Source organism: Actinoplanes sp. NPDC049599, from assembly GCF_044465625.1.
In the GTDB taxonomy this organism is placed as follows: domain Bacteria; phylum Actinomycetota; class Actinomycetes; order Mycobacteriales; family Micromonosporaceae; genus Actinoplanes.
This window is the reverse complement of the sequence record NZ_JBITLX010000003.1, coordinates 517,971-540,543: the sequence shown is the minus strand read 5'-3', so window position 1 is coordinate 540,543 and position 22,573 is coordinate 517,971. Positions and strand designations below refer to the sequence as shown.

The 22,573-nt window shown below is 72.5% G+C and carries 28 protein-coding genes; 19 read left to right on the top strand and 9 right to left on the bottom strand.

The genetic code is table 11. The features are described 5' to 3' along the window. The first annotated feature begins 2 nt into the window (after positions 1 to 2). From ACIBQZ_RS08810 to ACIBQZ_RS08790, 5 genes are all read left to right on the top strand, one after another. Positions 3 to 131, top strand: coding sequence for an Ms5788A family Cys-rich leader peptide (locus ACIBQZ_RS08810; RefSeq protein WP_396087886.1), 129 nt, complete (start codon positions 3 to 5; stop codon positions 129 to 131). Positions 132 to 289: 158 nt separating this feature from the next. Further along, positions 290 to 1,138 (top strand): sulfurtransferase, encoded by an 849-nt coding sequence (locus tag ACIBQZ_RS08805; protein WP_396087885.1) that lies wholly within the window; start codon positions 290 to 292, stop codon positions 1,136 to 1,138. A 2-nt stretch (positions 1,139 to 1,140) separates the two neighbouring features. Next, positions 1,141 to 1,470: a DUF1416 domain-containing protein gene (locus tag ACIBQZ_RS08800; protein WP_396087884.1), complete on the top strand. Its 330-nt coding sequence runs from the start codon at positions 1,141 to 1,143 to the stop codon at positions 1,468 to 1,470. A 78-nt stretch (positions 1,471 to 1,548) separates the two neighbouring features. Further along, positions 1,549 to 2,415, top strand: a complete 867-nt coding sequence (locus ACIBQZ_RS08795; protein ID WP_396087883.1) for a hypothetical protein — start codon at positions 1,549 to 1,551, stop codon at positions 2,413 to 2,415. Between the two features lie 125 nt (positions 2,416 to 2,540). Beyond that, positions 2,541 to 5,360 carry an RICIN domain-containing protein gene (locus ACIBQZ_RS08790; protein ID WP_396087882.1) on the top strand — a complete coding sequence of 940 codons (2,820 nt, stop codon included), beginning with the start codon at positions 2,541 to 2,543 and terminating at the stop codon, positions 5,358 to 5,360. Here ACIBQZ_RS08790 and ACIBQZ_RS08785 read toward each other — a convergent pair. The 3 genes from ACIBQZ_RS08785 to ACIBQZ_RS08775 are packed head-to-tail and all read right to left on the bottom strand — an operon-like array spanning position 5,357 to position 6,886. Next, on the bottom strand, positions 5,357 to 5,974 hold the full coding sequence (locus ACIBQZ_RS08785) for a LytR C-terminal domain-containing protein (protein WP_396087881.1): 618 nt from the start codon (positions 5,972 to 5,974) through the stop codon (positions 5,357 to 5,359). The two genes, ACIBQZ_RS08790 and ACIBQZ_RS08785, sit on opposite strands and share 4 nt — an antisense overlap. Beyond that, complete coding sequence (locus ACIBQZ_RS08780) at positions 5,955 to 6,470, bottom strand: SigE family RNA polymerase sigma factor (RefSeq protein WP_396087880.1); 516 nt, start codon at positions 6,468 to 6,470, stop codon at positions 5,955 to 5,957. The genes ACIBQZ_RS08785 and ACIBQZ_RS08780 overlap by 20 nt, the downstream gene beginning before the upstream one ends. A 41-nt stretch (positions 6,471 to 6,511) precedes the next feature. After that, entirely contained in the window at positions 6,512 to 6,886 is a 375-nt protein-coding gene (locus ACIBQZ_RS08775) for a DsrE family protein (protein ID WP_396087879.1), read from the bottom strand. Between the two features lie 14 nt (positions 6,887 to 6,900). Between ACIBQZ_RS08775 and mtfM the strand changes: the two genes are divergently transcribed. The 3 genes from mtfM to ACIBQZ_RS08760 are packed head-to-tail and all read left to right on the top strand — an operon-like array spanning position 6,901 to position 7,904. Next, positions 6,901 to 7,005: a small membrane protein MtfM gene (mtfM, locus tag ACIBQZ_RS08770; protein WP_354724109.1), complete on the top strand. Its 105-nt coding sequence runs from the start codon at positions 6,901 to 6,903 to the stop codon at positions 7,003 to 7,005. Further along, positions 7,002 to 7,601, top strand: a complete 600-nt coding sequence (locus tag ACIBQZ_RS08765; protein ID WP_396087878.1) for an FABP family protein — start codon at positions 7,002 to 7,004, stop codon at positions 7,599 to 7,601. The genes mtfM and ACIBQZ_RS08765 overlap by 4 nt, the downstream gene beginning before the upstream one ends. Positions 7,602 to 7,643: 42 nt before the next feature. Continuing rightward, on the top strand, positions 7,644 to 7,904 hold the full coding sequence (locus ACIBQZ_RS08760) for a hypothetical protein (RefSeq protein ID WP_396087877.1): 261 nt from the start codon (positions 7,644 to 7,646) through the stop codon (positions 7,902 to 7,904). A gap of 561 nt (positions 7,905 to 8,465) precedes the next feature. Here ACIBQZ_RS08760 and ACIBQZ_RS08755 read toward each other — a convergent pair. Then, entirely contained in the window at positions 8,466 to 9,257 is a 792-nt protein-coding gene (locus ACIBQZ_RS08755; protein ID WP_396087876.1) for an aminotransferase class IV, read from the bottom strand. Positions 9,258 to 9,319: 62 nt separating this feature from the next. Here ACIBQZ_RS08755 and ACIBQZ_RS08750 point away from each other — a divergent pair, with 62 nt between their 5' ends. From ACIBQZ_RS08750 to ACIBQZ_RS08715, 8 genes are all read left to right on the top strand, one after another. Beyond that, the gene (locus ACIBQZ_RS08750) at positions 9,320 to 9,718 is read left to right on the top strand and encodes a Fur family transcriptional regulator (protein ID WP_396087940.1); all 399 of its coding nucleotides are present in this window, start codon (positions 9,320 to 9,322) and stop codon (positions 9,716 to 9,718) included. After that, positions 9,715 to 10,776 carry a YgfZ/GcvT domain-containing protein gene (locus ACIBQZ_RS08745; protein WP_396087875.1) on the top strand — a complete coding sequence of 354 codons (1,062 nt, stop codon included), beginning with the start codon at positions 9,715 to 9,717 and terminating at the stop codon, positions 10,774 to 10,776. Before ACIBQZ_RS08750 ends, ACIBQZ_RS08745 begins: the two co-directional genes overlap by 4 nt. Positions 10,777 to 10,803: 27 nt before the next feature. Continuing rightward, positions 10,804 to 11,637: a 3-keto-5-aminohexanoate cleavage protein gene (locus tag ACIBQZ_RS08740; protein WP_396087874.1), complete on the top strand. Its 834-nt coding sequence runs from the start codon at positions 10,804 to 10,806 to the stop codon at positions 11,635 to 11,637. Next, on the top strand, positions 11,634 to 12,569 hold the full coding sequence (locus ACIBQZ_RS08735) for an asparaginase (protein ID WP_396087873.1): 936 nt from the start codon (positions 11,634 to 11,636) through the stop codon (positions 12,567 to 12,569). The genes ACIBQZ_RS08740 and ACIBQZ_RS08735 overlap by 4 nt, the downstream gene beginning before the upstream one ends. 68 nt (positions 12,570 to 12,637) lie before the next feature. After that, the gene (locus ACIBQZ_RS08730) at positions 12,638 to 13,159 is read left to right on the top strand and encodes a helix-turn-helix domain-containing protein (RefSeq protein WP_396087872.1); all 522 of its coding nucleotides are present in this window, start codon (positions 12,638 to 12,640) and stop codon (positions 13,157 to 13,159) included. Next, positions 13,156 to 13,617, top strand: a complete 462-nt coding sequence (locus ACIBQZ_RS08725) for a hypothetical protein (RefSeq protein WP_396087871.1) — start codon at positions 13,156 to 13,158, stop codon at positions 13,615 to 13,617. The genes ACIBQZ_RS08730 and ACIBQZ_RS08725 overlap by 4 nt, the downstream gene beginning before the upstream one ends. A 70-nt stretch (positions 13,618 to 13,687) precedes the next feature. Beyond that, the gene (locus ACIBQZ_RS08720; protein ID WP_023562718.1) at positions 13,688 to 14,011 is read left to right on the top strand and encodes a DUF2516 family protein; all 324 of its coding nucleotides are present in this window, start codon (positions 13,688 to 13,690) and stop codon (positions 14,009 to 14,011) included. Next, positions 14,008 to 14,895 carry an alpha/beta fold hydrolase gene (locus ACIBQZ_RS08715; RefSeq protein ID WP_396087870.1) on the top strand — a complete coding sequence of 296 codons (888 nt, stop codon included), beginning with the start codon at positions 14,008 to 14,010 and terminating at the stop codon, positions 14,893 to 14,895. The genes ACIBQZ_RS08720 and ACIBQZ_RS08715 overlap by 4 nt, the downstream gene beginning before the upstream one ends. Positions 14,896 to 14,941: 46 nt before the next feature. On the opposite strand, the gene ACIBQZ_RS08710 is transcribed toward ACIBQZ_RS08715, so the two are convergent. Beyond that, entirely contained in the window at positions 14,942 to 15,976 is a 1,035-nt protein-coding gene (locus ACIBQZ_RS08710) for a hypothetical protein (protein ID WP_396087869.1), read from the bottom strand. A 151-nt stretch (positions 15,977 to 16,127) separates the two neighbouring features. Here ACIBQZ_RS08710 and ACIBQZ_RS08705 point away from each other — a divergent pair, with 151 nt between their 5' ends. After that, complete coding sequence (locus ACIBQZ_RS08705; RefSeq protein ID WP_396087868.1) at positions 16,128 to 16,583, top strand: hypothetical protein; 456 nt, start codon at positions 16,128 to 16,130, stop codon at positions 16,581 to 16,583. Positions 16,584 to 16,594: 11 nt separating this feature from the next. After that, entirely contained in the window at positions 16,595 to 17,404 is an 810-nt protein-coding gene (locus ACIBQZ_RS08700) for an EI24 domain-containing protein (protein WP_396087867.1), read from the top strand. 7 nt (positions 17,405 to 17,411) lie between these two features. Here ACIBQZ_RS08700 and ACIBQZ_RS08695 read toward each other — a convergent pair whose 3' ends face one another. From ACIBQZ_RS08695 to ACIBQZ_RS08685, 3 genes are all read right to left on the bottom strand, one after another. Beyond that, the gene (locus tag ACIBQZ_RS08695) at positions 17,412 to 18,428 is read right to left on the bottom strand and encodes a LacI family DNA-binding transcriptional regulator (protein ID WP_396087866.1); all 1,017 of its coding nucleotides are present in this window, start codon (positions 18,426 to 18,428) and stop codon (positions 17,412 to 17,414) included. Between the two features lie 5 nt (positions 18,429 to 18,433). Then, complete coding sequence (locus tag ACIBQZ_RS08690) at positions 18,434 to 19,864, bottom strand: GH1 family beta-glucosidase (protein ID WP_396087865.1); 1,431 nt, start codon at positions 19,862 to 19,864, stop codon at positions 18,434 to 18,436. Between the two features lie 180 nt (positions 19,865 to 20,044). After that, entirely contained in the window at positions 20,045 to 20,806 is a 762-nt protein-coding gene (locus tag ACIBQZ_RS08685) for a maleylpyruvate isomerase family mycothiol-dependent enzyme (RefSeq protein ID WP_396087864.1), read from the bottom strand. Positions 20,807 to 20,872: 66 nt separating this feature from the next. On the opposite strand from ACIBQZ_RS08685, the gene ACIBQZ_RS08680 reads away from it, so the two are divergent. Further along, positions 20,873 to 21,961, top strand: coding sequence for a UDP-N-acetylmuramate dehydrogenase (locus tag ACIBQZ_RS08680; protein ID WP_396087863.1), 1,089 nt, complete (start codon positions 20,873 to 20,875; stop codon positions 21,959 to 21,961). Between the two features lie 4 nt (positions 21,962 to 21,965). Here the strand turns inward: ACIBQZ_RS08680 and ACIBQZ_RS08675 are convergent, their stop codons facing one another. Further along, positions 21,966 to 22,484 (bottom strand): CAP domain-containing protein, encoded by a 519-nt coding sequence (locus ACIBQZ_RS08675; RefSeq protein ID WP_396087861.1) that lies wholly within the window; start codon positions 22,482 to 22,484, stop codon positions 21,966 to 21,968. Positions 22,485 to 22,573 lie beyond the last annotated feature (89 nt).

Here is a 22,573-nt window from a genome sequence, read left to right as displayed (position 1 = left end):
GGATGGTGGTCGACGGTGTTCCGAGCCGTGGACCCGCTGGTAGGGTCGGCGGCATGAGCCCCTTGCTCACAAAGAGGCGCGCGGTCGACCTGTGCCGCGTGGCCGCCTGCCTGTGTCGCCCTGTCATCTGACGGGGCCATTCCAGCTGCGCAGGATCTGATCTTCCGCCCGGCAGTGGCGCCGTCGCACCCAACCCAACGTGATCCGTTCCATGGGTCCCGCGCGGGGTGCGACCGAAATCTCCGCGCGACGACTCACCCCCATCTCACCTGACCAAGGGAGTACCGCGATGAGTCGCGACACCGCACTTGTCTCTGCCGACTGGGCCGAGAAGAACCTCGACGCCCCCGGCGTCGTCTTCGTTGAGGTCGACGAGGACACGAGCGCCTATGACGGCGGCCATATCCCGGGCGCCGTGAAGATCGACTGGAAGGCCGACCTGCAGGACCCGGTGCGCCGGGACTTCGTCAATCAGGAGCAGTTCTCCCAGCTCCTGTCGGCCAAGGGCATCTCCAACGACGACACCGTGGTCCTCTACGGCGGTAACAACAACTGGTTCGCGGCGTACGCGTTCTGGTACTTCAAGCTCTACGGCCACCGCGACGTGAAGCTGATCGACGGTGGTCGCAAGAAGTGGGAGCTCGACGCCCGCCCGTACTCCAAGGACGTGCCGAGCCGTCCCGCGACGCAGTACCAGGCGTCCGCCCCCGACCTGTCGATCCGCGCGTTCCGCGACGAGGTCGTGCAGGCCATCGGCGTGCAGAACCTGGTCGACGTGCGCAGCCCCGACGAGTTCGCGGGCCGGCTGCTGGCCCCGGCGCACCTGCCGCAGGAGCAGTCGCAGCGGGCCGGGCACATCCCGACCGCGCTCAGCGTGCCGTGGAGCAAGGCGGCCAACGAGGACGGCACCTTCAAGTCCGACGCCGAGCTCGCCAAGATCTACGGCGAGGCCGGCCTGGACGGCAGCAAGGACACCATCGCCTACTGCCGCATCGGCGAGCGTTCCTCGCACACCTGGTTCGTGCTCAAGGAACTGCTCGGCCACGAGAACGTGAAGAACTACGACGGTTCCTGGACCGAGTACGGCTCGCTCATCGGCGTGCCGATCGCGCTCGGCGACGAGCCCGGGAAGGCCTGATCATGACTTCTCCGTCGAACATCGCGGACGGTTGCGCCGCGCCCGACCAGTCGGCTCCCATCCCGGCCGGCGTCGACCTCCAGAAGGAAACCGTCATCACGGGCATCGTGACCAACGGTGACGGCGAGGCGGTGGGCGGCGCGTACGTCCGCCTGCTCGACTCGACCGGGGAGTTCACGGCCGAGGTGGTCACGTCCCCGCAGGGCGTGTTCCGCTTCTTCGCGGCCCCGGGCTCCTGGACGTTGCGTGCCCTCTCCCGGCACGGCAACGGCGACCTGACCGTGGACGCCACCCGTGGCGTCAACGAGGTCGGCGTCAGCGTCAGCTCCTGACCACCCACGCTCTGTGAAGTTCGCCGAAGGGCGGGACCCGCACCGGGTCCCGCCCTTCGCCGTGCGAGCATGGCTGCCGTGACCGCCCCCGCGTACCACCCCGCGCCTCCGCCGCCCGCCGCGCCGCGGCCCCGGCGGCGCTGGTTGCTGACCGCGATCGTGGTGGCCTGGGCGCTGCTGCTGGCCGGGTTCGCGGCCTGGTCGGTGCGCAAGGATCCGCCGACCGTGCCGGAGCAGCGGGACATCGCGGAGGCGCTGCCGGTCGTGCAGCGGGCCACCGGGGCGGTGCTGCTGGCGGCCGATGCCGCCGACCGCGTGGTCACGCTGGGCGAGCTGAGTTTCGACCGGGACTGCGCCCTCACCCCGGTGCGGGACGGCGTCGAGGCCAGCCGCGAGGTCACCGTGCGGGTGCGCGCCGGCGCCCTGCCCGCCACGCTGGACGCGATCGCCCGCGCCCTGCCCGCCGAGTACGCGGCCACCGTCCGGCAGAACACCGCCGGCACCCGGTACGGCCTGCGCGCCGACGCCGGTGAGTTCGTCGGCGTGGACGCGACCGCCGACGCGGGCGCGACCGTCTTCACCATGGTCGTCTCGACCGGCTGCCGCCCGCTGTCCGACGGGGTGGACCTCGCGCCCGCCCCGGTGGCCGCCACCGAGGTGCCGGCCGAGTTCACCGCCGCGCTGCGCGCGTTGACGCCGACCGCGCCGAGCGCCACGAGCACCGAGGTCGCCTGCCCGGGCGGCGGGCGTACGGCTCGCACGGTGACCGCGGACGACCTGCCCGCGCCCGCCGACCTGGCCCGCGCGGTGCGCGGTCTGGTGGCCGATGCGCAGATCGTGCAGGCCGACCCGCAGGCGTGGGCCTACCGCGTCGGTGCGGTCTCGATGGTGGTCAGCGCCAGCGCGGGCAGCGCCCGGGTCGCCGCCACCACCGGCTGTCGTTAACAAACCTTCCATCGAGGGCAGCCGATCTATTTACTTGCGTGAATCAGTGTTTTACGATCCGGTAACGCAAGTTTTCGCACACAATCCACCATGACTGCACGCTCTGGCGCACCCCGGAGGCTGCTGTGGACCGTCGTACCTTCCTGGCCGGAACCGTCGCCGTGCCCGCCGTTGCGGCGGCCACCGGCCTGATCGCCAGGCCGGCCCACGCCGCCGCACCCGGCTACGTCGTCAACCGCGCGCCGTTGCACCCGGACGCGTTCCTGCGGCTCGCACCGGGCCGCACCCGGGCCGGCGGCTGGCTCGCCACCCAGCTGGCCAACCAGCTCACCGGCCTGAACGGCCGGCTCCCCGAGGTCTCGCACTTCCTGCGGTACGACGAGACCGGCTGGATCCACCCGGAGCTGGGCGGTTGGGAGGAGGTGCCGTACTGGCTCAAGGGCTTCAGCAGCCTGGGCTACGTCACCGGCGACGCCCGGGTCATCGCGGAGACAGAACGCTGGATCGACGGGGTGCTCGCCACCCAGGCGGCGGACGGCTACTTCGGCCCCACCCGGCTGCGGACCGCGCTGAACAACGGCCCGGACCTGTGGCCGCACATGCCGATGCTGCACGCCGTCCGCACCTGCCAGGAGTTCACCGGCGACGGCCGGATCGTGCCCTTCCTGACCCGCTTCCTCCGCTACGTCAACGGCTGCCCGACCAGCGTGTTCTCGCAGAGCTGGGGCAGCTTCCGGTGGGCCGACACGCTGGAGGTGGTGTTCTGGACCTACAACCGCACCGGCGACGCGTTCCTGCTCGACCTGGCCCGCAAGATCCATGCGAACTCGGCGAACTACGTCAACAACCTGCCGTCGCTGCACAACGTGAACCTGGCACAGGGCTTCCGTGAGCCGGCCGTCTACGCGACCCTGTCCGGCGACGCCGCGCACCGCCGGGCCAGCTACCAGGACTACGACCTGATCATGACGACGTACGGGCAGTTCCCCGGCGGCGGGTTCGCCGGCGACGAGAACGCCCGGCCCGGCTTCGGCGACCCCCGGCAGGGCTTCGAGACCTGCGGGATCGTCGAGTTCATGGCCAGCCACGAGATGCTCGGCCGGATCACCGGCGACCCGGTCTGGTTCGACCGGGTGGAGGACCTGGCGGTCAACTCGCTGCCCGCGGCGCTCGACCCCCGGCAGCGGGGCATCCACTACATCACCAGCGCGAACAGCATCGCGCTGCGGGACCGGACCGGCAGCCAGGGACAGTTCCAGAACGGCTTCCCGATGCAGGCGTACATGCTCGGCATCGACAACTACCGGTGCTGCCCGCACAACTACGGGATGGGCTGGCCCTACTACGTCGAGGAGATGTGGGCGGCCACCCCGGACGGCGGGCTGGTCGCGAACCTGCACGGCCCGTCGCGGGTCACCGCCGAGGTCGCCGGGGGTACGACCGTGACGGTCGCCGCCGACACCGCCTACCCGTTCGGCGACACCATCACGTACACGGTCAGCACCCCGGGGCCGGTGGCGTTCCCGCTGCTGCTGCGGATCCCCGGCTGGTGCACCGACCCCGTGCTCACCGTCAACGGCGCCGCCGCGGTGGTCGCCGCCGGCCCGGCGTACGGGAAGATCAGCCGGACCTGGCAGAACGGTGACCGGGTGGTGCTGCGCCTGCCGATGCGGACCCGGGTCCGCACCTGGGCCGCCATGCAGGACGCCGTGTCGGTCGACTTCGGCGCCCTCACCTTCTCGCTGGCCATCACCGAGAACTGGGCGCGCAGCGGCGGCACCGAGACCTGGCCGACCAGCGAGGTGCGGCCCGGCTCGGCGTGGAACTACGGCCTCGACGGCGCGACGTCCTTCGCGGTGACCACCGGGCTCGGCAACCCGGCCGACCCGTTCACCCCGGCGACCGCGCCGATCCGGATCACCACCCCGGCGCGGAAGATCCCCGCCTGGACGGCCGACAGCGACGAGATCGTCACGCCGTTGCAGGACAGCCCGACGCCGTCCGCGGAGCCGGTCGAGACGGTCACGCTGATCCCGATGGGCGCGGCCCGGCTCCGGCTCACCTCGTTCCCCACGATCGGCGCCGGCCGGCCCTGGGTGCCGCCGGGCGTCGCGTTCCGGATCCAGAACCAGCACAGCGGCAAGGTCCTCGGCGTCGACCAGATGTCGCAGGCGAACAGCGCGCGGGTGGTGCAGTACGCGGACAGCGGCACCGCCGACCACCTCTGGCAGCTCGTCGACAACGGCGACGGCTACCTGCGGATCCGCTGCGTGAACTCGGGCAAGGTGCTCGGCGTCGACCGGATGTCCACCGCCGACTCCGCCCAGGTGGTGCAGTACGACGACAACGGCACCGCAGACCACCTGTGGCAGCTCGTTGACAACGGCACCGGCTACCTGCGGATCCGGAACAAGAACTCCGGCAAGGTGCTCGGGGTGGCCGGCATGTCCACCGCCGACTCCGCCGACGTCGTGCAGTACGCCGACAACGGCACCGCCGACCACAACTGGCGGCTGATCCCGGACGGCACGGTCAAGCTCCAGGCCACGCACAGCGGCAAGGTGCTGGCCATCCAGGACATGTCCGCGGCCAACGGCGCCCAGCTCACCCAGTGGCCGGCGACCGGCACCCCCGACCACGTGTGGCGGTTCGCCGACGCCGGCGGCGGCCACTTCCGGATCGTCAGCAACCTGACCGGCAAGTGCGTCGAGGTGAGCGGCGCCGGCATGAGCGACGGTGCCCGGGTGACCCAGTGGGACTACCTCGGCGGCGCCCACCAGCAGTGGCGGCTGGTCTGGGCCGGTGCGGGGGCGTTCGCGCTGGTCGCCCGGCACAGCGGCAAGGTGCTGGAGGTCTCCGGGCAGTCCCCGGCCGACGGTGCCGTGGTCACCCAGTGGGCGGACCTGGGCGGGGCGAACCAGCGCTGGCGGCTCACCCCCGGTTAGCAGCCGGGCGGGGCGGTCGGCCGGGCGGCGGCGAGCAGGGCCGTGTTCATCTCCGTCGAGGTGGCCAGCCGCTGGAACTCGGTGCCGAGCACCAGGTCGACGGCCCGGCCGTCCCGATCGGGCGAGAACTGCATGACGGCGTCGCCACCCACCAGCGCCCGCACCAGGCCGGCGGCGCCGATCGCGCGGGGTCCGTACCGGATCACCGCCACCGTCCCGACCGTGCCGGTCTCCCGGTCGATCAGGGAGTGCCCGGTCGCGGTGAAGCCGCGCCGGTCGAGCTCCGCGGTCACCGCGCCGGCCTGCAGGGCCGCGGCGTAGACCTGGACGTCCAGCTCGCCAGGCGTGTGGGGCAGGTTGAGGTCGACCGGGAACCGGCAGCTCACCCGCGGGCCGGCGGGCGGCGTCGCGACCGGCTCCGGGGTGCGGCCGGTCACCGAGGCCAGGCCGAAACCGGCCGCCGCGACCACCGTGACGAGCGCGACCGCGGTGCCGGCCCGGCGGCGACGGGCCCGGGTGCGGCCCCGTGCCCGCACGTCCGCGGCCGGGGCGAGCCGGACCTGATCGACGTCAACCGCCAGCTCGGCGAGACGCTCACGAACGGGGTGCGACATCGCTGACCTCCGGGGAGTGGTCGCCGAGCAGCCCGGCGAGCGCGGTGCGGGCCCGGGACAGCCGGGCTTTGATCGTTCCGGTGGGGGTGCCGGTGCTGTGGGCGATCTCCTGCACCGACATGTCGAGCAGGTAGTGCAGGGCCACCGCCTGGCGCTGGGCCGCGGGCAGCCGCTGCAGGGCGGCGACCACCGCCACCCGGTCCGGCGAAGGGCTCGCGGTCACCACGTCGGGTGGACCCATCCGGGCCTGGGCCGCCCACCGGCGCCGCAGGCCCCGCCACCGGTTGGCGGCCAGCCGCCAGCCGACGGTGCGGACCCAGCCCTCCGGGTCGTCGAGCGCGGACACCCGGGGCCAGTGCTGCCAGGCCCGCGCGTACGACTCCTGCGCGAAGTCCTGGGCCTCGGCCACGTCGCCGCAGACCGCGTAGAGGTACAGCACCATGCGGCGGGCGCTCGCTTGGTAGAAGGCGTCGAAGTCAGCGGTGCTCGGCTGCATACCGGAGAACACCCCGCCGGGCCGGTTGCGGTTGCATCCCGCTAGTAGACGACCGCCTGGGCGCCGTCGGACATGATCTCCTCGACGAACACGGCGGCGCCCGCGATCCGGATGCCCGGCAGCACATCGCCGGGCCCGATCTCGCGGCGGGCCGCGCACTGCGTGCAGGCGGTGACCCGGCCGCTGGTGAGCAGCAGCTCGAGCAGGTCCGGCAGCGGCGCCGCGTGCGGCAGCTGGAACTCGGCGGCCCGGTCCGGCAGGGCGAACCACGTCGACTCACCGGTGAGCCAGAACGAGACGTCCACCCCGGACGCGGCCGCGGTCGAGGCCACGGTGAACGCCTGCGAGCAGCGCTCCGGGGCGTCCGCGCCGGCGGTTGCCTTGACGACGAGCAAGCGGGCCATGGGGCTCAGCATAAGATGGCCCGGTCATGGTTACCGAGGTCGGGTTCGTGAGTCTGCTGGTCGCCGGGTTCGGCGGGCTGGCCGGCGGTTTGGGCTATCTGGCGATGCGCATAACAAGGGGACGCTGGTGAGCAGTGAGACGGAAAACCCGCTGGGCCCACCGCCCTGGCTGAACGCGCCGCCGGTCGAGGCGTACCCGTTCGAGGACACGCACGACCTGCGCAAGGGCCCGGACCTGCACCCGGCGCTGCTGGGCCTGCTGCCGTTCATCGGGTTGTGGCGCGGGCGCGGGCAGGGCGGGTTCCCGGAGCCCGAGGACTTCGACTTCGCGCAGGAGGTCCGGATCAGCCACGACGGGCGGCCGTTCCTGGCATACGAGTCGCGGATCTGGATCCTGGACGCCGACTCCAAGCCGGTGCGGATGGCCGAACGGGAGCTGGGCTGGTGGCGGCCCGTGCTGGTCGACGACCGGCCGGGCGACGAGATGGAAGCCACCATGATGACCCCGTCCGGCGTCATGGAGCTCTACGTCGGCCGGGTCGCCGGCACCCGGCTGGAGATGGTGACCGACGCGGTCGTCCGGACCCCGTCGGCCACCGAGGTCACGGCCGGGCACCGGCTGTTCGGCATCGTCGACGGCGCGCTGCTCTACGCCCACGAGATGTCCGGCCAGGGCCAGACACTGGTGCCACACCTGTCGGCGAGATTGCTCCGGGTGGGTGGGTAGGCGGCGTCCGAAGGTCAAAAGCTTGCGGTCGTGCCTGGTTGCATGGTGCTGACCGTCGCTCCCGCCGATCGCGAGGTCCGTGCGTGGCTTCCGGTCGGCTCGGGCTGGTTGCACGAGCTCGGCCTTTCACTTGCCGCCGGTGCCGCCGCCTGCGCCGCCTGCCTTTCGCCGCCTGCCGCCTGCGCCGCCTGCCGCCTGCGCCGCCTGCCGCCTGCGCCGCCTGCCGCCTGCGCCGCCTGCCGCCTGCGCCGCCTGTCGCCGGTGCCGTCGCCTGTCGCCTGCGCCGCCTGTCGCCGCCGTTGATACTGCAGTGCCGCAGCGCGGCAGGTCGTTGCCGGGTAACGAATGCCCCATACAGCGCGTTATCGCCCTCCCCGACAGCGCTCCGCGGCTCGATCACTGCGATCTTGGAGCGCACGGGTTAGGAGCTGACCCGACTTCAACAAGATCCATCGGTGGCAGGCGACAAAGCGCCCACAGTCCCCCTTATCGCGTCCCTGGTGGCTGCCGCGCTGCGGATCTTGGCGCTCGCAGGCGGGGCTCGGCTTTCGCCTCTTTGCGATCAGCGGCTCCGGGGCATCCGGATCATCAGCAACGACATTTGTCGGGCTCTTCGCTTCGGGTGCCGACGAGCATTCCACGGCGACCGCCACGGTCGATCTTCAATCGTGCCGGCGTGGAGTGAGTCACCACGCTCCACGCTCGACAGCCCTCAGCCTCGACCCAGCGCTACCAGCGAGACGGGTCCCGCAGAACGAACCGCTGCCGGTGCCGCTGCGCGCGCAGCCGCCCCGGGTCGGACGCTGTCTTCGGGTCGGACGCTGTCTCCGGGCCGGTGGCGGGTGTGGCCAAGACGTGCGTGATTCAAGGTGTGGTGAAGCCCAGCAGGTTGAGGAGGCGTGACGTCCAGGTCGACGGTGGGCGGGCGGCACCGTCCAGGGCTCGGGCCTCGGCAAGACCGCGCAGTGAGCTCGCCAGCCAGATCGCGTCCGTCGTGGCCAGGGCGGCTGCGCTGATCATGCGTTCCTCCGTGCGGAGCCCCAGCTCCGGGGCTCGGGCGAGCAGGTGGGCGGCCGTGGTGCCGGGGAGGATGCCGGTCTCGCCGGCCGGCACGGTGCAGAGGGTGTCGCCCGCGAGCCAGATCAGGCTTGCGGTGGGTGCCTCCAGGGCTTGCCCGTCGGCGCGGAGCCACAGGACGTCGTCCGCGCCCTGCCGCTGCGCCCAGCGTCGGGCGGCGAGGTTCTCCGCGTACGACAGGGTTTTGGCCCCGGCCAGCGACCAGGGTGGGCGGGCGACGATGCCGGAGTTCGCGGTGATCAGGCGGATGCCGTCGCGGCGTTCGCGGCGGGCGGTGGCCGGCACCGCGGTGACCGTGGCGTAGACCGTGGCCGGGGTGACGATCAGGCGGAGGGCGCCCTCGCCGCCGGTCCAGGCGGCCGCGGCGCGGGTGGCCAGCTCGGCGAGCTCCGGACGCGGCGGCAGTGGCAGGTCGAGCACGGCCGCGGAGGTGGCCAGCCGGTTCAGATGGGCGTCCAGCAGCCAGGGGCCGTCGGGGCGCAGGTGCAGGGTCTCGAAGACGCCCTCGCCGTACAGCAGGCCACGGTCCACCGGGGTCAGCTCGCCTGAGCCGGGGATCACCATCGGACTGTCGCTCACAGCGCGGAGGGTAGCGCCGCGCGAACTATGCTCGTGGCGTGTCCTCCTCTTCGCTTGCCGAGATGCTCCGGGAGCGCGGCCTGCGGCTGACTCCGCAGCGCCAGCTGATCCTGGAAGCCGTCCACGAGCTGGGTCACGCCACCCCTGAGCAGATCCACCACACCGTGCGGGAACGCGCCGCCGGCGTCAACATCACCACCGTCTACCGCACCCTCGAGCTGCTCGAGGACCTCAGTCTGGTCAGCCACACCCACCTCTCGCACGGGTCGCCGACCTACCACCGGGCGGGCGAGGACCAGCACGTCCATCTCGTCTGCCGCGGCTGCGGCTTGATCGACGAGGTTGATCCCGCCGTGCTGCTGCCGGTCACCGAGCAGCTGCAGCGGGACCGCAACTTCCGGGTCGACGTGGGGCACGTGTCCCTGTTCGGCGTCTGCGGCGACTGCAAGGAGCAGCCATGACCACGGTCCTGATCGAGGAGCTGGAGCCGGCCTCGGCCGACGCCGGCGTCCCGGCCCACTACGGCGACCCGATGCGCGAGCAGCGCACCCTGGACACCGCGGTCGGCCTCGTCGACCGCAGCAACCGCGACGTGCTCGCCGTGCCGGGCGAGGAACGGGCGAGCTGGCTGCACACCCTGACCACCCAGCACCTCAGCGACCTGCGCGCCGGGCAGGGCACCGAGCTGCTGGTGCTCTCCCCGCACGGGCACGTCGAGCAGCACGCCCTGGTCGCCGAGGACGGCACCACCGCCTGGCTCGACACCGAGCCCGGAGCGGGCGCCGGCCTGCTCAAATATCTCCAGATGATGCGCTTCTTCACCAAGGTCGAGCCGCGGGACGCGACTGCGGAGATCGCCGTGCTGTCCCTGGTCGGGCCGCAGGCGGTGGCGGCGGCCCGGGAACACCTCGGGGTGGAGCTCGCCGAGCCGCGGATCTTCGACGTGCCCGGCCCCAAGTTCGCCGCCGGGGCGGTGCCGGCCGAGCCGACCGCGCTCTACGACGTCCGGCCGTTCGGCGAGGGGGCGCTGGCCCGCCGGGTGCCGCTCGGGGTCGACCTGCTGGTGCCGCGGGGTGCGCTGGCGGGCGTGCTCGCGCTGCTGGCCGATGTGCCGAAGGCGGGGCTGTGGGCGTACGAGGCGATCCGGGTGGCACACCGGGTGCCGCGGCTGGGCTGGGAGACCGATCACCGGACCATCCCGTCCGAGGCGAGCCTGGTCGCGGCCGCCGTGCACCTCGACAAGGGCTGCTACCGGGGCCAGGAGACGATCGCCCGGGTGCACCACCTGGGCAAGCCGCCGCGTCGGCTGGTGCTGCTGCACCTCGACGGGATCGCCACCGACCAGCCGCCGGCGCAGGGCACTCCGGTGACCCTGGACGGGCGGGCCGTCGGCTTCATCGGCACCGGCGTCCGGCACCACGAGCTGGGCATGATCGCCCTGGCGGTGCTCAAGCGGAACGTGGCCGACGACGCGTCGCTGCTGGTGGGGGAGTCGGCCGCGGCCATCGACGTCTCCTGAGCGGGTCCCGCATGGCAGGATCGCGGCATGACCGGGACCCTCATCACCGTCGCGCCCACCGGCGCGGAGAGCAGTAAGGCAGCCGTACCCGCGCTGCCGGTGACGATCGACGAGCTCGTGGCCACCGCCAAGGAGTGCGAGGCGCTGGGCGCCGCGATCGTGCATGTCCACATCCGCGACGACGCGGCCCAGCCCACGCTCGACCAGGGCCGGCTGCGCGAGACCGTGGCCGCCCTGCGGCAGTCGACCGACCTGATCGTGCAGCTCTCCTCGGGCGGCGCGGTCACCGACCCCGAGGCCGACCGGCTGGCCGTGCTGGCCGCCGGCCCCGAGATGGCCTCCTGCACGATGGGTACGGTCAACTTCGGCGACGGCGTGTTCCTCAACCGCTGGGAGTTCATCGTCGACCTGCACACCCGGATGCAGGAACGCGGCATCGTGCCCGAGTACGAGATCTTCGACCTGGGTCAGCTCACCACCCTCCAGCGCCTGCTCGACCGGCACGGCCTGCCGTACGGCGGCCACGTCCACGTCGACCTGGTGATGGGCGTGCCCGGCGGCATGCCCGGCACCGCCGCCGCGCTGGTCGCGTGCCACCAGGCGATCCGGGACCTGCCCGCGGGCACCACGTTCTCGGCGACCGGCATCGGCCGCAGCACGATCCCGGTCATGCTGGCCTCGCTGTCGGCCGGCGGGCACCTGCGGGTCGGCATGGAGGACACCGTCACGTACGCCAAGGGCCGCGCGGTCGAGTCGAACATGCAGCTCGTCGCCCGGGCGGTCGGTTTCGCCCAGCTCGCCCAGCGTCCGCCGCTGACCACCGCCGAGGCCCGCGAGCTGCTCGGGATGGCGAGCCGATGATCCTCGCCGAGGTGGTCCGCTCCGGGTTCGTCGAGTCCGTGCACCACGGCTCGGTGGTGGTGCTGGACGCGGCCGGCGGGGTGGTCGCCGCGGCCGGTGACGTCACCGGCCCGTCGTTCCCGCGGTCGTCCAACAAGCCGTTGCAGACCGTCGGGATGCTGCGCGCCGGGCTCCGGACCGCCGAGCCGGCCGACCTCGCGCTGATCAGCGGCAGCCACTTCGGCGAGCCGTTCCACGTCGCCCGGACCCGGCAGATCCTCGCCGCCGCCGGGCTGGACGAGTCCGCGCTGCGCTGCCCGCCGTCGCTGCCGCTCTCCGAGCACGAACGGGACGTGGTGCTGCGCGCCGGCGGCGGCGCCACCCCGGTGCTGATGAACTGCTCCGGCAAGCACGCCGGGATGCTCGCCACCTGCGTGCTGAACGGCTGGTCGCTGGAGGACTACCGGGACGCCAAGCACCCGCTGCAGGTGGCGCTGGCCGCGGCGGTGAGCGAGCTGACCGGGGAGCCGATCGCCGCCACCGGCATCGACGGCTGCGGCGCGCCGGTGTTCGCGGTGTCGCTGACCGCGCTCGCCCGGGGCTTCCAGCGGCTGGTGGAGGCCCCGCCGGGCACTGCCGAGCGACGGGTGGCCGACGCGATGCGGGCGGACCCGGAGCTGGTGGCGGGCACCGGCCAGGACGACACGCTGCTGATGCGGGGCGTGCCGGGGCTGCTGGCCAAGGGCGGCGCCGAGGGCGTGGTCGCGGTGGCCGTCGAGGGTGTCGGCGCGGTGGCGATCAAGGTGGCGGACGGCGCCATGCGGGCCCGGATGCCGGTGCTGGTGTCCGCGCTGCGCCGGCTCGGCGTCTCGGCGCCGGTGCTCGACGAGCTGGCGACCGTGGCGATCGTCGGTGGTGACACCCGGGTGGGTGAGGTGCGCTCCGCCTGGTGACCAGCTTCACGCTAGCTCTTGTTAGCGTTTGCTTGCAAGAGCTAGCGCGGCGGACTACCGTCGGATACATGGCCACCCCGAAGGATCTGCCCCAGGACGTCGGCGCGTTCATCCGCGACCTGCGGCAGACCGCGAAGATCTCGCTGCGGCAACTCGCCGACCGGGCGGGCGTGAGCAACCCGTACCTCAGCCAGATCGAGCGTGGCCTGCGCAAGCCCAGCGCCGAGGTGCTCCAGCAACTGGCCAGCGCACTGCGGGTGTCGACGCCCGCGATGTACCTGCGCGCCGGCCTGCTCGATGGTGAAGGCCAGCAGGGCGTGCTGGCCGCGATCGCGGTTGATCCCGATCTGACGATCGCGCAGAAGCAGTCCCTGTCGCAGATCTACGAGACGTTCCGCAACGAGACCATCCGGCACGCGCCGGCGGCGACCGCGCCCGACCAGGGCGCAGCCGGCGAGAGCACGCCTGACGAGAGCCTGCCCGACGAGGACGAAGCGCTGCGCGCCGTCGTCCACGACGTGGCGGTCGCCGAGGGCGGCGCCGCACCCGCACCCGCATCCCAGACCACTGAGCCCGAGGAGAAATCATGACCGAGCAGACCAAGACCCGCATCCCCGCCCCGCTCTACGCCGCCGCCGGCGCCGGTGACCTGGCCTACCAGCAGCTGCGCAAGCTGCCGGCCGTGGTCAACGAGCTCGGTGACCGCGCCGTCGCCTCGCTGCGGACCGCGAACGACACGGCCAACACCACCGCCGCCTCGCTCAAGACCACCGCGACCACGACCGACTTCGACAAGCTGCGGGAGACCGCCACGGCGACCGCCATTGCGCTCGCCCACGCCGCTCAGGAGCGTGCCGTCGCCGTCTACACCTCGCTGGTCGCCCACGGCGAGCGCGTGGTCGGCACCGGCGTGGTCGAGGCCGCCGAGGTGGTCAACGCCGACATGGTGACCACCGAGGAGCCGAAGGCCGTCGAGGCCGCCCAGGCCGTCGAGGCCACGGAGACCGCCAAGCCGCGCAAGCGCACCACCCGCCCGGCCGCCAAGTAAGTAACGACCCGCCACGCATTGATCCGCGGGCCCCGGCATCCGCCGGGGCCCGCGGCATAGACTGGCGGTCATGGCCTACAGCGCGACACCCATCTTCTACGACGACGTCGCGAACCTCATCTCGTTCGCCGTCCTGATCCTGTCGTTGGTGGTGCAGGCAGTCGCACTGATCCACTGCGTGACCCAGCGCGGCGACGGATTCCAGGCCATCGGCACCCTGCCCAAGGGCGCCTGGCTGGCCATCCTCGCGGTCTGCATCATCCTGACGCTGCTCGGCGTCGGCGGCGGCGCCACCGGCCTGTTCGGCCTCATCGGCGTGGCCGCGGCGCTGATCTACCTGCTCGACGTCCGGCCCGGCCTGCGCGACCTGTCGGACGGCAAGGGCTTCTGGTGAAGCGCCTCCGCTGGCCGCCGCCCCCGGACGGCGGCCCGCGGAGCTCCGGTCCCGGCCCGAGCGCGCCGCGCAGCGGCCGGCCCACCCTGCCGATGCCGCCCACCCAGCTGATCGGCACCCCGCGCGGCGGACGGCTCGAACAGCTGGTCACCGGCGTCGGCGAGCCGGTCACCGTCTTCGCGCACGGGCTGGCCGGCGACATCGCCGGCACCCGCCCGCTGGGCAGCGCCGTGCTCGGCCGCCGGGTGTTCTTCCACTTCCGCGGGCACGGCCGCTCCGAGGCGCCGCCCGGGCCGTGGAGCTTCGCCGACCTCGCCGAGGACCTGCGGGCCGTCGCCGACCGGGCCGGGGCGACCCGGGCGCTCGGGGTCAGCATGGGCGCCGGCGCGCTGTGCCGGGTGCTCGCGGCCACGCCCGAGCGCTTCGAGCGGATCGTGCTCTACCTGCCCGCGCCGCTGGACGGCGTACGGCCGCCGGTGGCCGCGGCGCGGCTGGCCCGGTTGCTGGCCGCCGTCGAGTCCGGCGAGGCCTCGCTGGTGGCCGAGGCCGTCGAGCCGGAGCTGCCGCCCTCGGTGCGCAACACCCCGACCGGCTGGAGCTACCTGCGCCAGCGCGTGGAGCAGTTGCTGACCGACGGCCTGGCCCCGGAGCTGGACACGCTGTGGCGCGCCCCGGCGGTGCCGGACGAGTCGGTGCTGGCGGCGTTCCCCGGCCGGGCGCTGGTGATCGGCTGTGTCGGCGACGACGTGCACCCGGCCCCGGTCGCCGAGCGCCTCGCCGGCCTGCTGCCGAGTGCCGAGCTGCAGGTGTACGAGCGCCCGGCGCTGCTGTGGACGCACCGCAAGGAGCTCCGCGAGCGCATCTCCACGTTCCTGAACGACTGACGGCCCGGACCTTGCGGTCCGGGCCGTTTCCGAGATTCAGCGGGGCTCAGCTGGTGAGCTTCTGCACCCGGTACTTCCAGCCGTTGGCGTTGCCGGCCCGGTCCAGGGCCACGTAGTCGACCTCGAGGTAGTAGCCCTTGGAGAGACCGGCCACGCCGACCTTCCAGACGCCCTTGGCGTCCACGCCGCGCCAGGAGACCGCGGCGTTCGGGATCTTGGTCTTGCCCGGGGTGTACTTGACCCACTTCTTGGTGGAGAAGTTGTAGTAGTAGTCCTTGGTGCTGGTCCACTTCCACAGCTGCACGCCGACCGAGTCCATGCCGATCTGGTTGTCCTTGGCCGTGCCCTGGATCGTCTTCCAGGACGCGGCCTTGCTCGGCTTGCTCGGCACCTTGAGGGTGCTGGTGGCCGGCTTCCAGGTGTCGACCTTCGCCGCGTAGCTGCCGGCGGCCTTCGCGGTGGTCTTGCCCTGCGCGTTCTCCAGGGTGACCTTCGCGGCGTAGCTGCCGACCGGGTAGTAGTGCGTGGTCGAGGTGTGGGTCGGGCCGAGCAGGCTGGTCTTGCCGTCGCCCCAGGCCACCCAGACCCGGGTCGCGTTGGCCGGCACGCCGGAGAGCAGCAGCTTGGCGGTCGCGCCGCCGCCTTCCCAGGTCCAGTTCGACGACACGTTGAACTTGAAGGTGCCGGCCGCGGAGGCGACCTGGACGGCGGGCCCGTTGGCCAGCGTGACCGCGCCCGCGGTCTCGCCCTCCGTCAGCGTCACCTTGACGGTGTAGCTGCCGTTCGCCGCGTACTTGTGGGTCGCCTTGACCGCGTCCGCGGGCAGCGTCTCCACCGGGGAGCTGTCGCCCCAGTCGACCGTGCGCTCGGCGGGTGTCTCCGGGGTGTCGTCCACCAGCTCGGACTGCGTCAGCGTGACCTGCTGACCGGTCCAGATGCTGGTGCTGTCCAGGGTGTACGTGCCGCTCAGGGTGCCTTCGGCCCAGGCGGGCGTGGCGAGCAGACCCGCACCGGCCACCGTGCCGGCGCCGAGCGCGAGTGTGAGCATCGCGGCGAGACCGCGAGGGCGTGCGGAATTCATTTCTCTCCCCGTGGAAAAGTGTTCGCATTCGATGCGAGCCGATGGACAGTACCGGGCGGGCCGTCGCCTGATCAAGCGATTGCCGGGCCGACAGTTCGGGTGAATCCCACTACGCCGTAACTTTTCGGGCGCCAATACCGGTGATGGGGACGTGCGGTTCTCCCCCAGATCCATCTTTCTCGGCGTTGTCGCTCTCGGCCTCCCGTTCGCCGTCACCGTCGGCTGGACTATCGGCGCGCCGTCGCCGGTGCCGCCCTCGGTCAGCGCGCCCGGTGGGCTGGGCGGGATCGGCACCGCGCCGTCGCGGGCGACCACCGCGGCCACCTCGCCGGTCGGCGACTGGTCGCCGCGCGCGCCCCGGCCGGTCTCGGTGGAGTCGACGCTGCCGGGACTGCCCCTGACCACCGGCACCGCACCGAGCGGCGCCGTGCCCTCGGCCGTCGTCTCGTCCGGCTCGCCGGATCCGACCTTGACGCTGTTGCCGCCGGTGCCGACGCCGACCTCGGTGCTCACCACGCCGCCGAGCCCGTCGGCGACCGTGCCGTCGGAGAGCGCCGAACCGGAATCACCCGGACTCAACGCGGCACGGCTGGTCCGCAGGTCCTAAGCTCCGGGACCGTGGGAGACAGTCAACTGCGGTCCGTGGCCGGCCGGGGCGCCGCGGCAACCGGCGGCGCGGCACGCCGGTTCGCCACCGGCGCCGGCCTGCTCGGCCGCGGTCTGGGCCTGGTGCTGCGCAACCCCCGGATGCTCGGCCTCGGCCTGCTGCCCGCGGTGCTCTCCGGCGTGCTGTACGCGGCCGCCCTGATCACCCTGGTCGTCTTCATCGGCGACCTGTCCGCGGGTGTCACCTGGTTCGCCGACGACTGGTCGACCGGCTGGCGCGAGCTGATCCGGGTGATCGCCGGCGCGGCCCTGGTCGGGTTCAGCGGCCTGCTCGGCGTGCTGACGTTCACCGCGGTGACGCTACTGATCGGCGACCCGTTCTACGAGAAGATCTCCGGCCTGGTCGAGGCCCGGTACGGCGGCGTGCCGGACGAGGTCGAGGTGTCGCTGGGCCGTTCGCTGGCCCGCAGCCTGGTGGACTCGCTGCGGCTGATCGGCCTCTCCGTGCTCTTCGGCATCCCGCTGTTCCTGGCCGGCTTCATCCCGGTGGTCGGGCAGACGGTCGTACCGGTGGTGGGCGGGGCGATCGGCGGCTGGCTGCTCGCGGTCGAGCTGACCGGCGTGCCGTTCCAGCGGCGCGGCCGGCGGCTGCGGCACCGCCGGGCCGCCCTGCGTGCCGACCGCCCGATGGCGCTGGGCTTCGGGGTGGCCGTCTTCGCGTGCTTCCTGATCCCGCTCGGCGCGGTGCTGCTGATGCCGGCCGCGGTGGCCGGCGGCACGCTGCTCTCCCGCAAGGTGCTGGGCCTGCCCATCGAGGCCTGAGCCGGGCCTACGCCGAGGCGCGGACCACCAGCTCGGTGGGGAGCACGACGGCGTCCGGGACGTCGTGCTTGTCGTTGACCAGCCCGAGCATCTGCCGGGCCATGGTGCGGCCCATGTCGACGATCGGCTGGCGGACCGTGGTCAGCGGCGGATCGCTGAGCCGGCTGATCTCGAAGTCGTCGAAGCCGACCACCGCGACGTCCGCCGGCACCCGCCGGCCGGCGTCCTTGAGCGCCTGCAGCGCGCCGTGGGCCATCATGTCCGACGCCACGAAGACCGCGTCCAGCTCCGGATCGTCGGCCAGCAGCCGGCGCATCGCCCGGATGCCGGACTCGCGGGTGAAGTCGCCGAAGGCCACGTGCTCGGGCAGGCCGGCCGCCCGCAGCGCGTCCTGGTAGCCGGTGAGGCGGTCGATGCCGGCGATCATGTCCTGCGGGCCGGCGATGGTGGCGATCCGCCGGTGACCGGTGCCGATCAGGTGCCGGACCGCCTGGCCCACCCCGCCGACGTGGTCCACGTCGACGTAGGGGACCGGCAGCTCGGCCGGGGTCATCGGGCGGCCGCTGCACACCACCGGGATGCCGAGCCGGGCCAGGGTGCCGGGCAGCGGGTCGGCGCCGTGCATCGAGGCGAACATGACGCCGTCGACGTGGCCGGCCATCGCGTACCGCTCGACCCGGTCGTGGCTGGCCGCCGAGCCCGCCATCATCAGCACGAGCTGCTTGTCCGCCGCCTCCAGCTCCATGCTGACCCCGCGGATCACCGCGGGGAAGAACAGGTCGTCGGAGAAGACCCGGTTGGCGGTCTCCGGCAGGATCAGCGCGATCGACTCGGTGCGCTGGGTGACCAGGCTGCGGGCGGCCTGGTTCGGCACGTAGCCCAGCTCCTCGACGGCCCGGTGCACCGCCTCGCGGATCGCCACGGCGACCGTGGTCGAGCCGTTGACGACGCGGGAGACGGTCGCCCGGGAGACGCCGGCGCGCCTCGCCACCGCCTCGAGGGTCGGTCGCTCCCGCGTCACCATTCAGCTCACTCCCCGATCCGGCCCTGGTCGGTGAGACCGTTACGCCGGATCACCTCCTGGTACCACCGTGCGCTGTCCTTGGGCACCCGGCGCTGCGTGGCGTAGTCCACGTGCACGATGCCGAACCGCTTGGCGTACCCCTCGGCCCATTCGAAATTGTCCATCAACGACCAGGCGAAGTATCCCCGAAGGTCAACGCCGTGGGAAATGGCATCGAGGCAGGCGCGCAGGTGCCCGTCGAAATACTCGATCCGGTTGGTGTCGTGGATCTGCCCGTCGGCGTCCGACGGGCCGTCCGGGTAGGCGGCGCCGTTCTCGGTGATCATCATCGGCGTGCCGGGATAGTCCTGGTGGATGCGGTCCAGCAGGCGGGTCAGCGCGCCCGGCTCGATCTGCCAGCCGATGTCGGTGATCGGGCCGACCGGCTTGCGGAAGGCGATGCCCTCGGTGCCGGGCGCGTCCGGGGAGGCCGGCTGGCCGGGCTTCGCCGAGACGTACGAGGGGGTGTAGAAGTTGATGCCGAGCACGTCGATCGGCGCGTTGATGATCGCCTCGTCGCCGTCCCGGATGAAGCCCAGGTCGGTGAAGCGGGCCATGTGCTCGCGCATGTCGTCGGGGTAGCGGCCGCGCAGCAGCGGGTCCAGGAAGATCCGGTTGCTGAGCCCGTCGACGATCCGGGCGGCATCGACGTCCACCGGGCTGTGCTCGTCGAGCGGGAACACCGCCGACGGGTTCAGGGTGATGCTGACGCTCTGCGCGCCGGCCGACCGCAGCGCCCGCGCGGCGAGCCCGTGGCCGAGCAGCAGGTGGTGCACGGCCTTGAAGGCCGATGCCGGGTCCTGGATGCCGGGCGCGTGCACCCCGCTGGCGTAACCCAGGTACGCCGAGCACCACGGCTCGTTCAGCGTGGTCCACGTCCGCACCCGGTCACCGAGGCGGGCGTGCACGATCTGGGCGTACTCGGCGAAGGCCTCGGCGGTCTCCCGGACCGTCCAGCCGCCCCGGTCCTGCAGGCTCTGCGGCAGGTCCCAGTGGTAGAGCGTGACCACCGGGTCGATGCCCTTGCCGATCAGCTCATCGGTCAACCGGTCGTAGAAGTCCAGGCCGCGGATGTTGACCGGGCCGGTGCCGTCGGGCTGGATCCGCGGCCAGGCGATCGAGTACCGGTACGAGGCCAGGCCCAGGTCGGCCATCAACGCGACGTCCTCGACGTACCGGTGGTAGTGGTCGCAGGCCACGTCGCCGGTGTGCCCGGCGTGCACCCGGCCGCGCTCCCGGCTGAACGTGTCCCAGATGGACGGGCCCCGACCGTCCTCGTTCACCGCGCCCTCGATCTGATACGACGCCGTGGCGGCGCCCCAGACGAAGCCGTCCGGGAACCGTACCCCCGATGCCAGCGGGTCCTCGCTCGGTTCCACCGAGACGGTTGCCGTCATCTTCACCGCTCCCTGCATGATCCGCCGCTGCCGTACCGGGCCGCGCCGACCGGCTTTGATCAGCGGCGGGACTGTGACGGACGACCGGAAGCGATCGTCCTTAACCGGTACAGCGTAGAGCCATTCATCCTTCCGGGAGACATCCGAAAGTTACGGAGTCCCGTTTCGGGAAATGATCGATCAACCGGCCTGTAAAGCGTTGATCAGGCGCCGATCACCCGTCACGACCAGATTGTCCGCTTCGATCCGGCCCATCAGCACCAGCAGCAGGTCGCTGGCCGGGCCGCTCGCCTCCGCCCGCGGGTGGTGGTCGTCGCTGTCGAGGATCGTGCCGGTGTCGAGCAGCGCGATGCCCGCGCCGCGGAGCCGGACGAACCACTCGTAGCTGGCGTCGGTGGCGGTCAGGTGGACCACCCCGTGCAGGTCGGTGGGGCCCTTGCGGCGGCCGGCCGGCAGCCAGGTGTCCAGCACCTCGTTGACCCCGTCGGCGGCGAGCTTGGTCTCGATCGGGGTGGCCCGGCCGGCCGCGGCCTCGGCGTCCCAGCGGTGCACGGACACCTCGTGGGCCATCCGGCGCTGCCAGAAGGCGGCCTTGCGGGCCTGGGCGGGCCAGGTCCAGCTCGGGAAGTCGGGGTCGAGCGCGTCGAGCGTCTCGATGGTGCCGGTCAGCTCCCGGCGCAGCGCGTCGAGCGCCTCCGGCCAGGCCGGCCGGGGCGCGGGGACCACCCGGTCGGCGGGCCGGTCGATCACCCCGCGCGGGGCCAGCTCGCGCACCCAGTGCAGCAGCGAGGTGAGGTGTTCGGTGAGGTCGGCCACCGTCCAGCCGGGACACGAAGGCACGGCGGCATCCGGACCTGTCTCGGCGACGGCGTCCTGGAAGGCCGGCCCGTCGGCGCGCAGGGCGGCGAGCCAGAAGTCCTTCGTCGCGTGCAGCCTGTTCATCAGCCTTCTCCCGCTCGAGGAGGACCACCGGTTTCCACCCGGGGCCCGCGGCCTAGGGTGAACGTCGTGCCTGACGTTAGCGCTGACCCACCAACCGCCGCATCCGCTGTGCATGCCAGTTCGCTGGGGGCGTACACGACGCTACGCCTCGGCGGTCCGGCAAGCACGTTGACGGTCGCGGTCGAACCGGACGAAGCGGTGTCAACCGTACGGGCTGCTGCCCGAAAGGGGCAACCGGTGCTGGTGCTCGCGGGCGGCAGCAACGTGGTGATCGGCGACGCCGGGTTCCCCGGGACGGTGCTGCTGCTGCGCACCCGCGGGGTGCGGCTGCTCGATCGGGACCCCCGGGGCACGCTGGTCCGGGTGGCCGCCGGCGAGCCCTGGGACGACTTCGTCGCGCACACCCTGGAGCTGGGTCTGTCCGGGCTGGAGGCGCTCTCCGGCATCCCGGGTTCGGCCGGTGCGACCCCGATCCAGAACGTCGGCGCGTACGGCCAGGAGGTCGCGCACACGATCGAGGCGGTGCACGTCTACGACCGGCACGAGGACGCGCGGCGGGTGCTCACGCTGCCGGAGTGCGGGTTCGCCTACCGGTCGAGCATCTTCAAGCACAGCGACCGCTGGCTGGTGCTGGAGGTCGACTTCCGGCTGGCCGAGTCCGCCGACTCGGCCCCGATCCGGTATGCGGAGCTGGCCCGCCACCTCGGCGTGACGCCCGACGACCGGGTGAGCGCACGGCGGGTCCGCGAGACGGTGCTGAAGCTGCGCGCCGGCAAGGGCATGGTGCTCGACCCCGAGGACCCGGACACCCGTTCGGTGGGCTCCTTCTTCACCAACCCGGTGCTCTCCGCCGAGCAGTGGGCCCGGGTGCAGGACCGCCTGGTCGACGCCGGCGAGCCGCCGAGCTGGCCGGCGCCGAACGGCACGGTCAAGGTGCCGGCGGCCTGGCTGATCGAGAAGGCCGGCTTCGGCAAGGGGTACGCCCACCCCGGCGGCGTGGCCATCTCGTCGAAGCACACGCTTGCCCTGACGAACTGCGGCGACGGCACAACGGCCGCGCTGCTGGACCTGGCACGCGAGATCCGCGACGGCGTCAAGGACCGGTTCGGGGTCGTCCTGCATCCCGAACCGGTCCTCGTCAATTGCGCGCTTTAACGGTTCAGTTCCAGCCGAACACCTGGGTCCAGTAATAGGTGCCGTTGATCGCCTGCTGCACCCCGGCGCCGAACGATTTCAGGTCGCAGTTGAGGATGTTGCGGCGGTGCGGCGGGCTGGCCATCCAGGCGGCCATGACCTCGGCCGTGCCGGCGAAGCCGTAGGCCACGTTCTCGCCCGCCACGGCCTGGTAGCCGGCCGCCCGCGACCGGGTCTGGAACGTCGAGCCGCGCCAGCCGAAGTGGCCGAAGTCCCCGGTCGCCGCCATGTAGTGGCTCTGCCGGACGGCGGCGACGCTCAGTTCCTCCTCCACGGTGAGCGCGGCACAGCCGGCCCGGACCCGTTCGGCATTGGTCAGCGCGACCACCTCGTCGCCCAGCGTCGGCGCGGTCCTCGGCGCCGTGATCATCGGGCCGGTCGCGGTCGCCGGGACCAGGGTCCCGGCCTGTGCGGGCGCCGCGGTCAGCCCGAACAGGGCGACCGGTGCGGCCGCGGCGAGGGCGAGTCGACGTACGGAATCCAACAAGGTGCTGCCTCCCGGTCCACGGCCGGGCGCCTCTCGCCCGGCACCGTAATCGGACCGGCTTTTCGGGGATACGTCTTTCCTTTCGC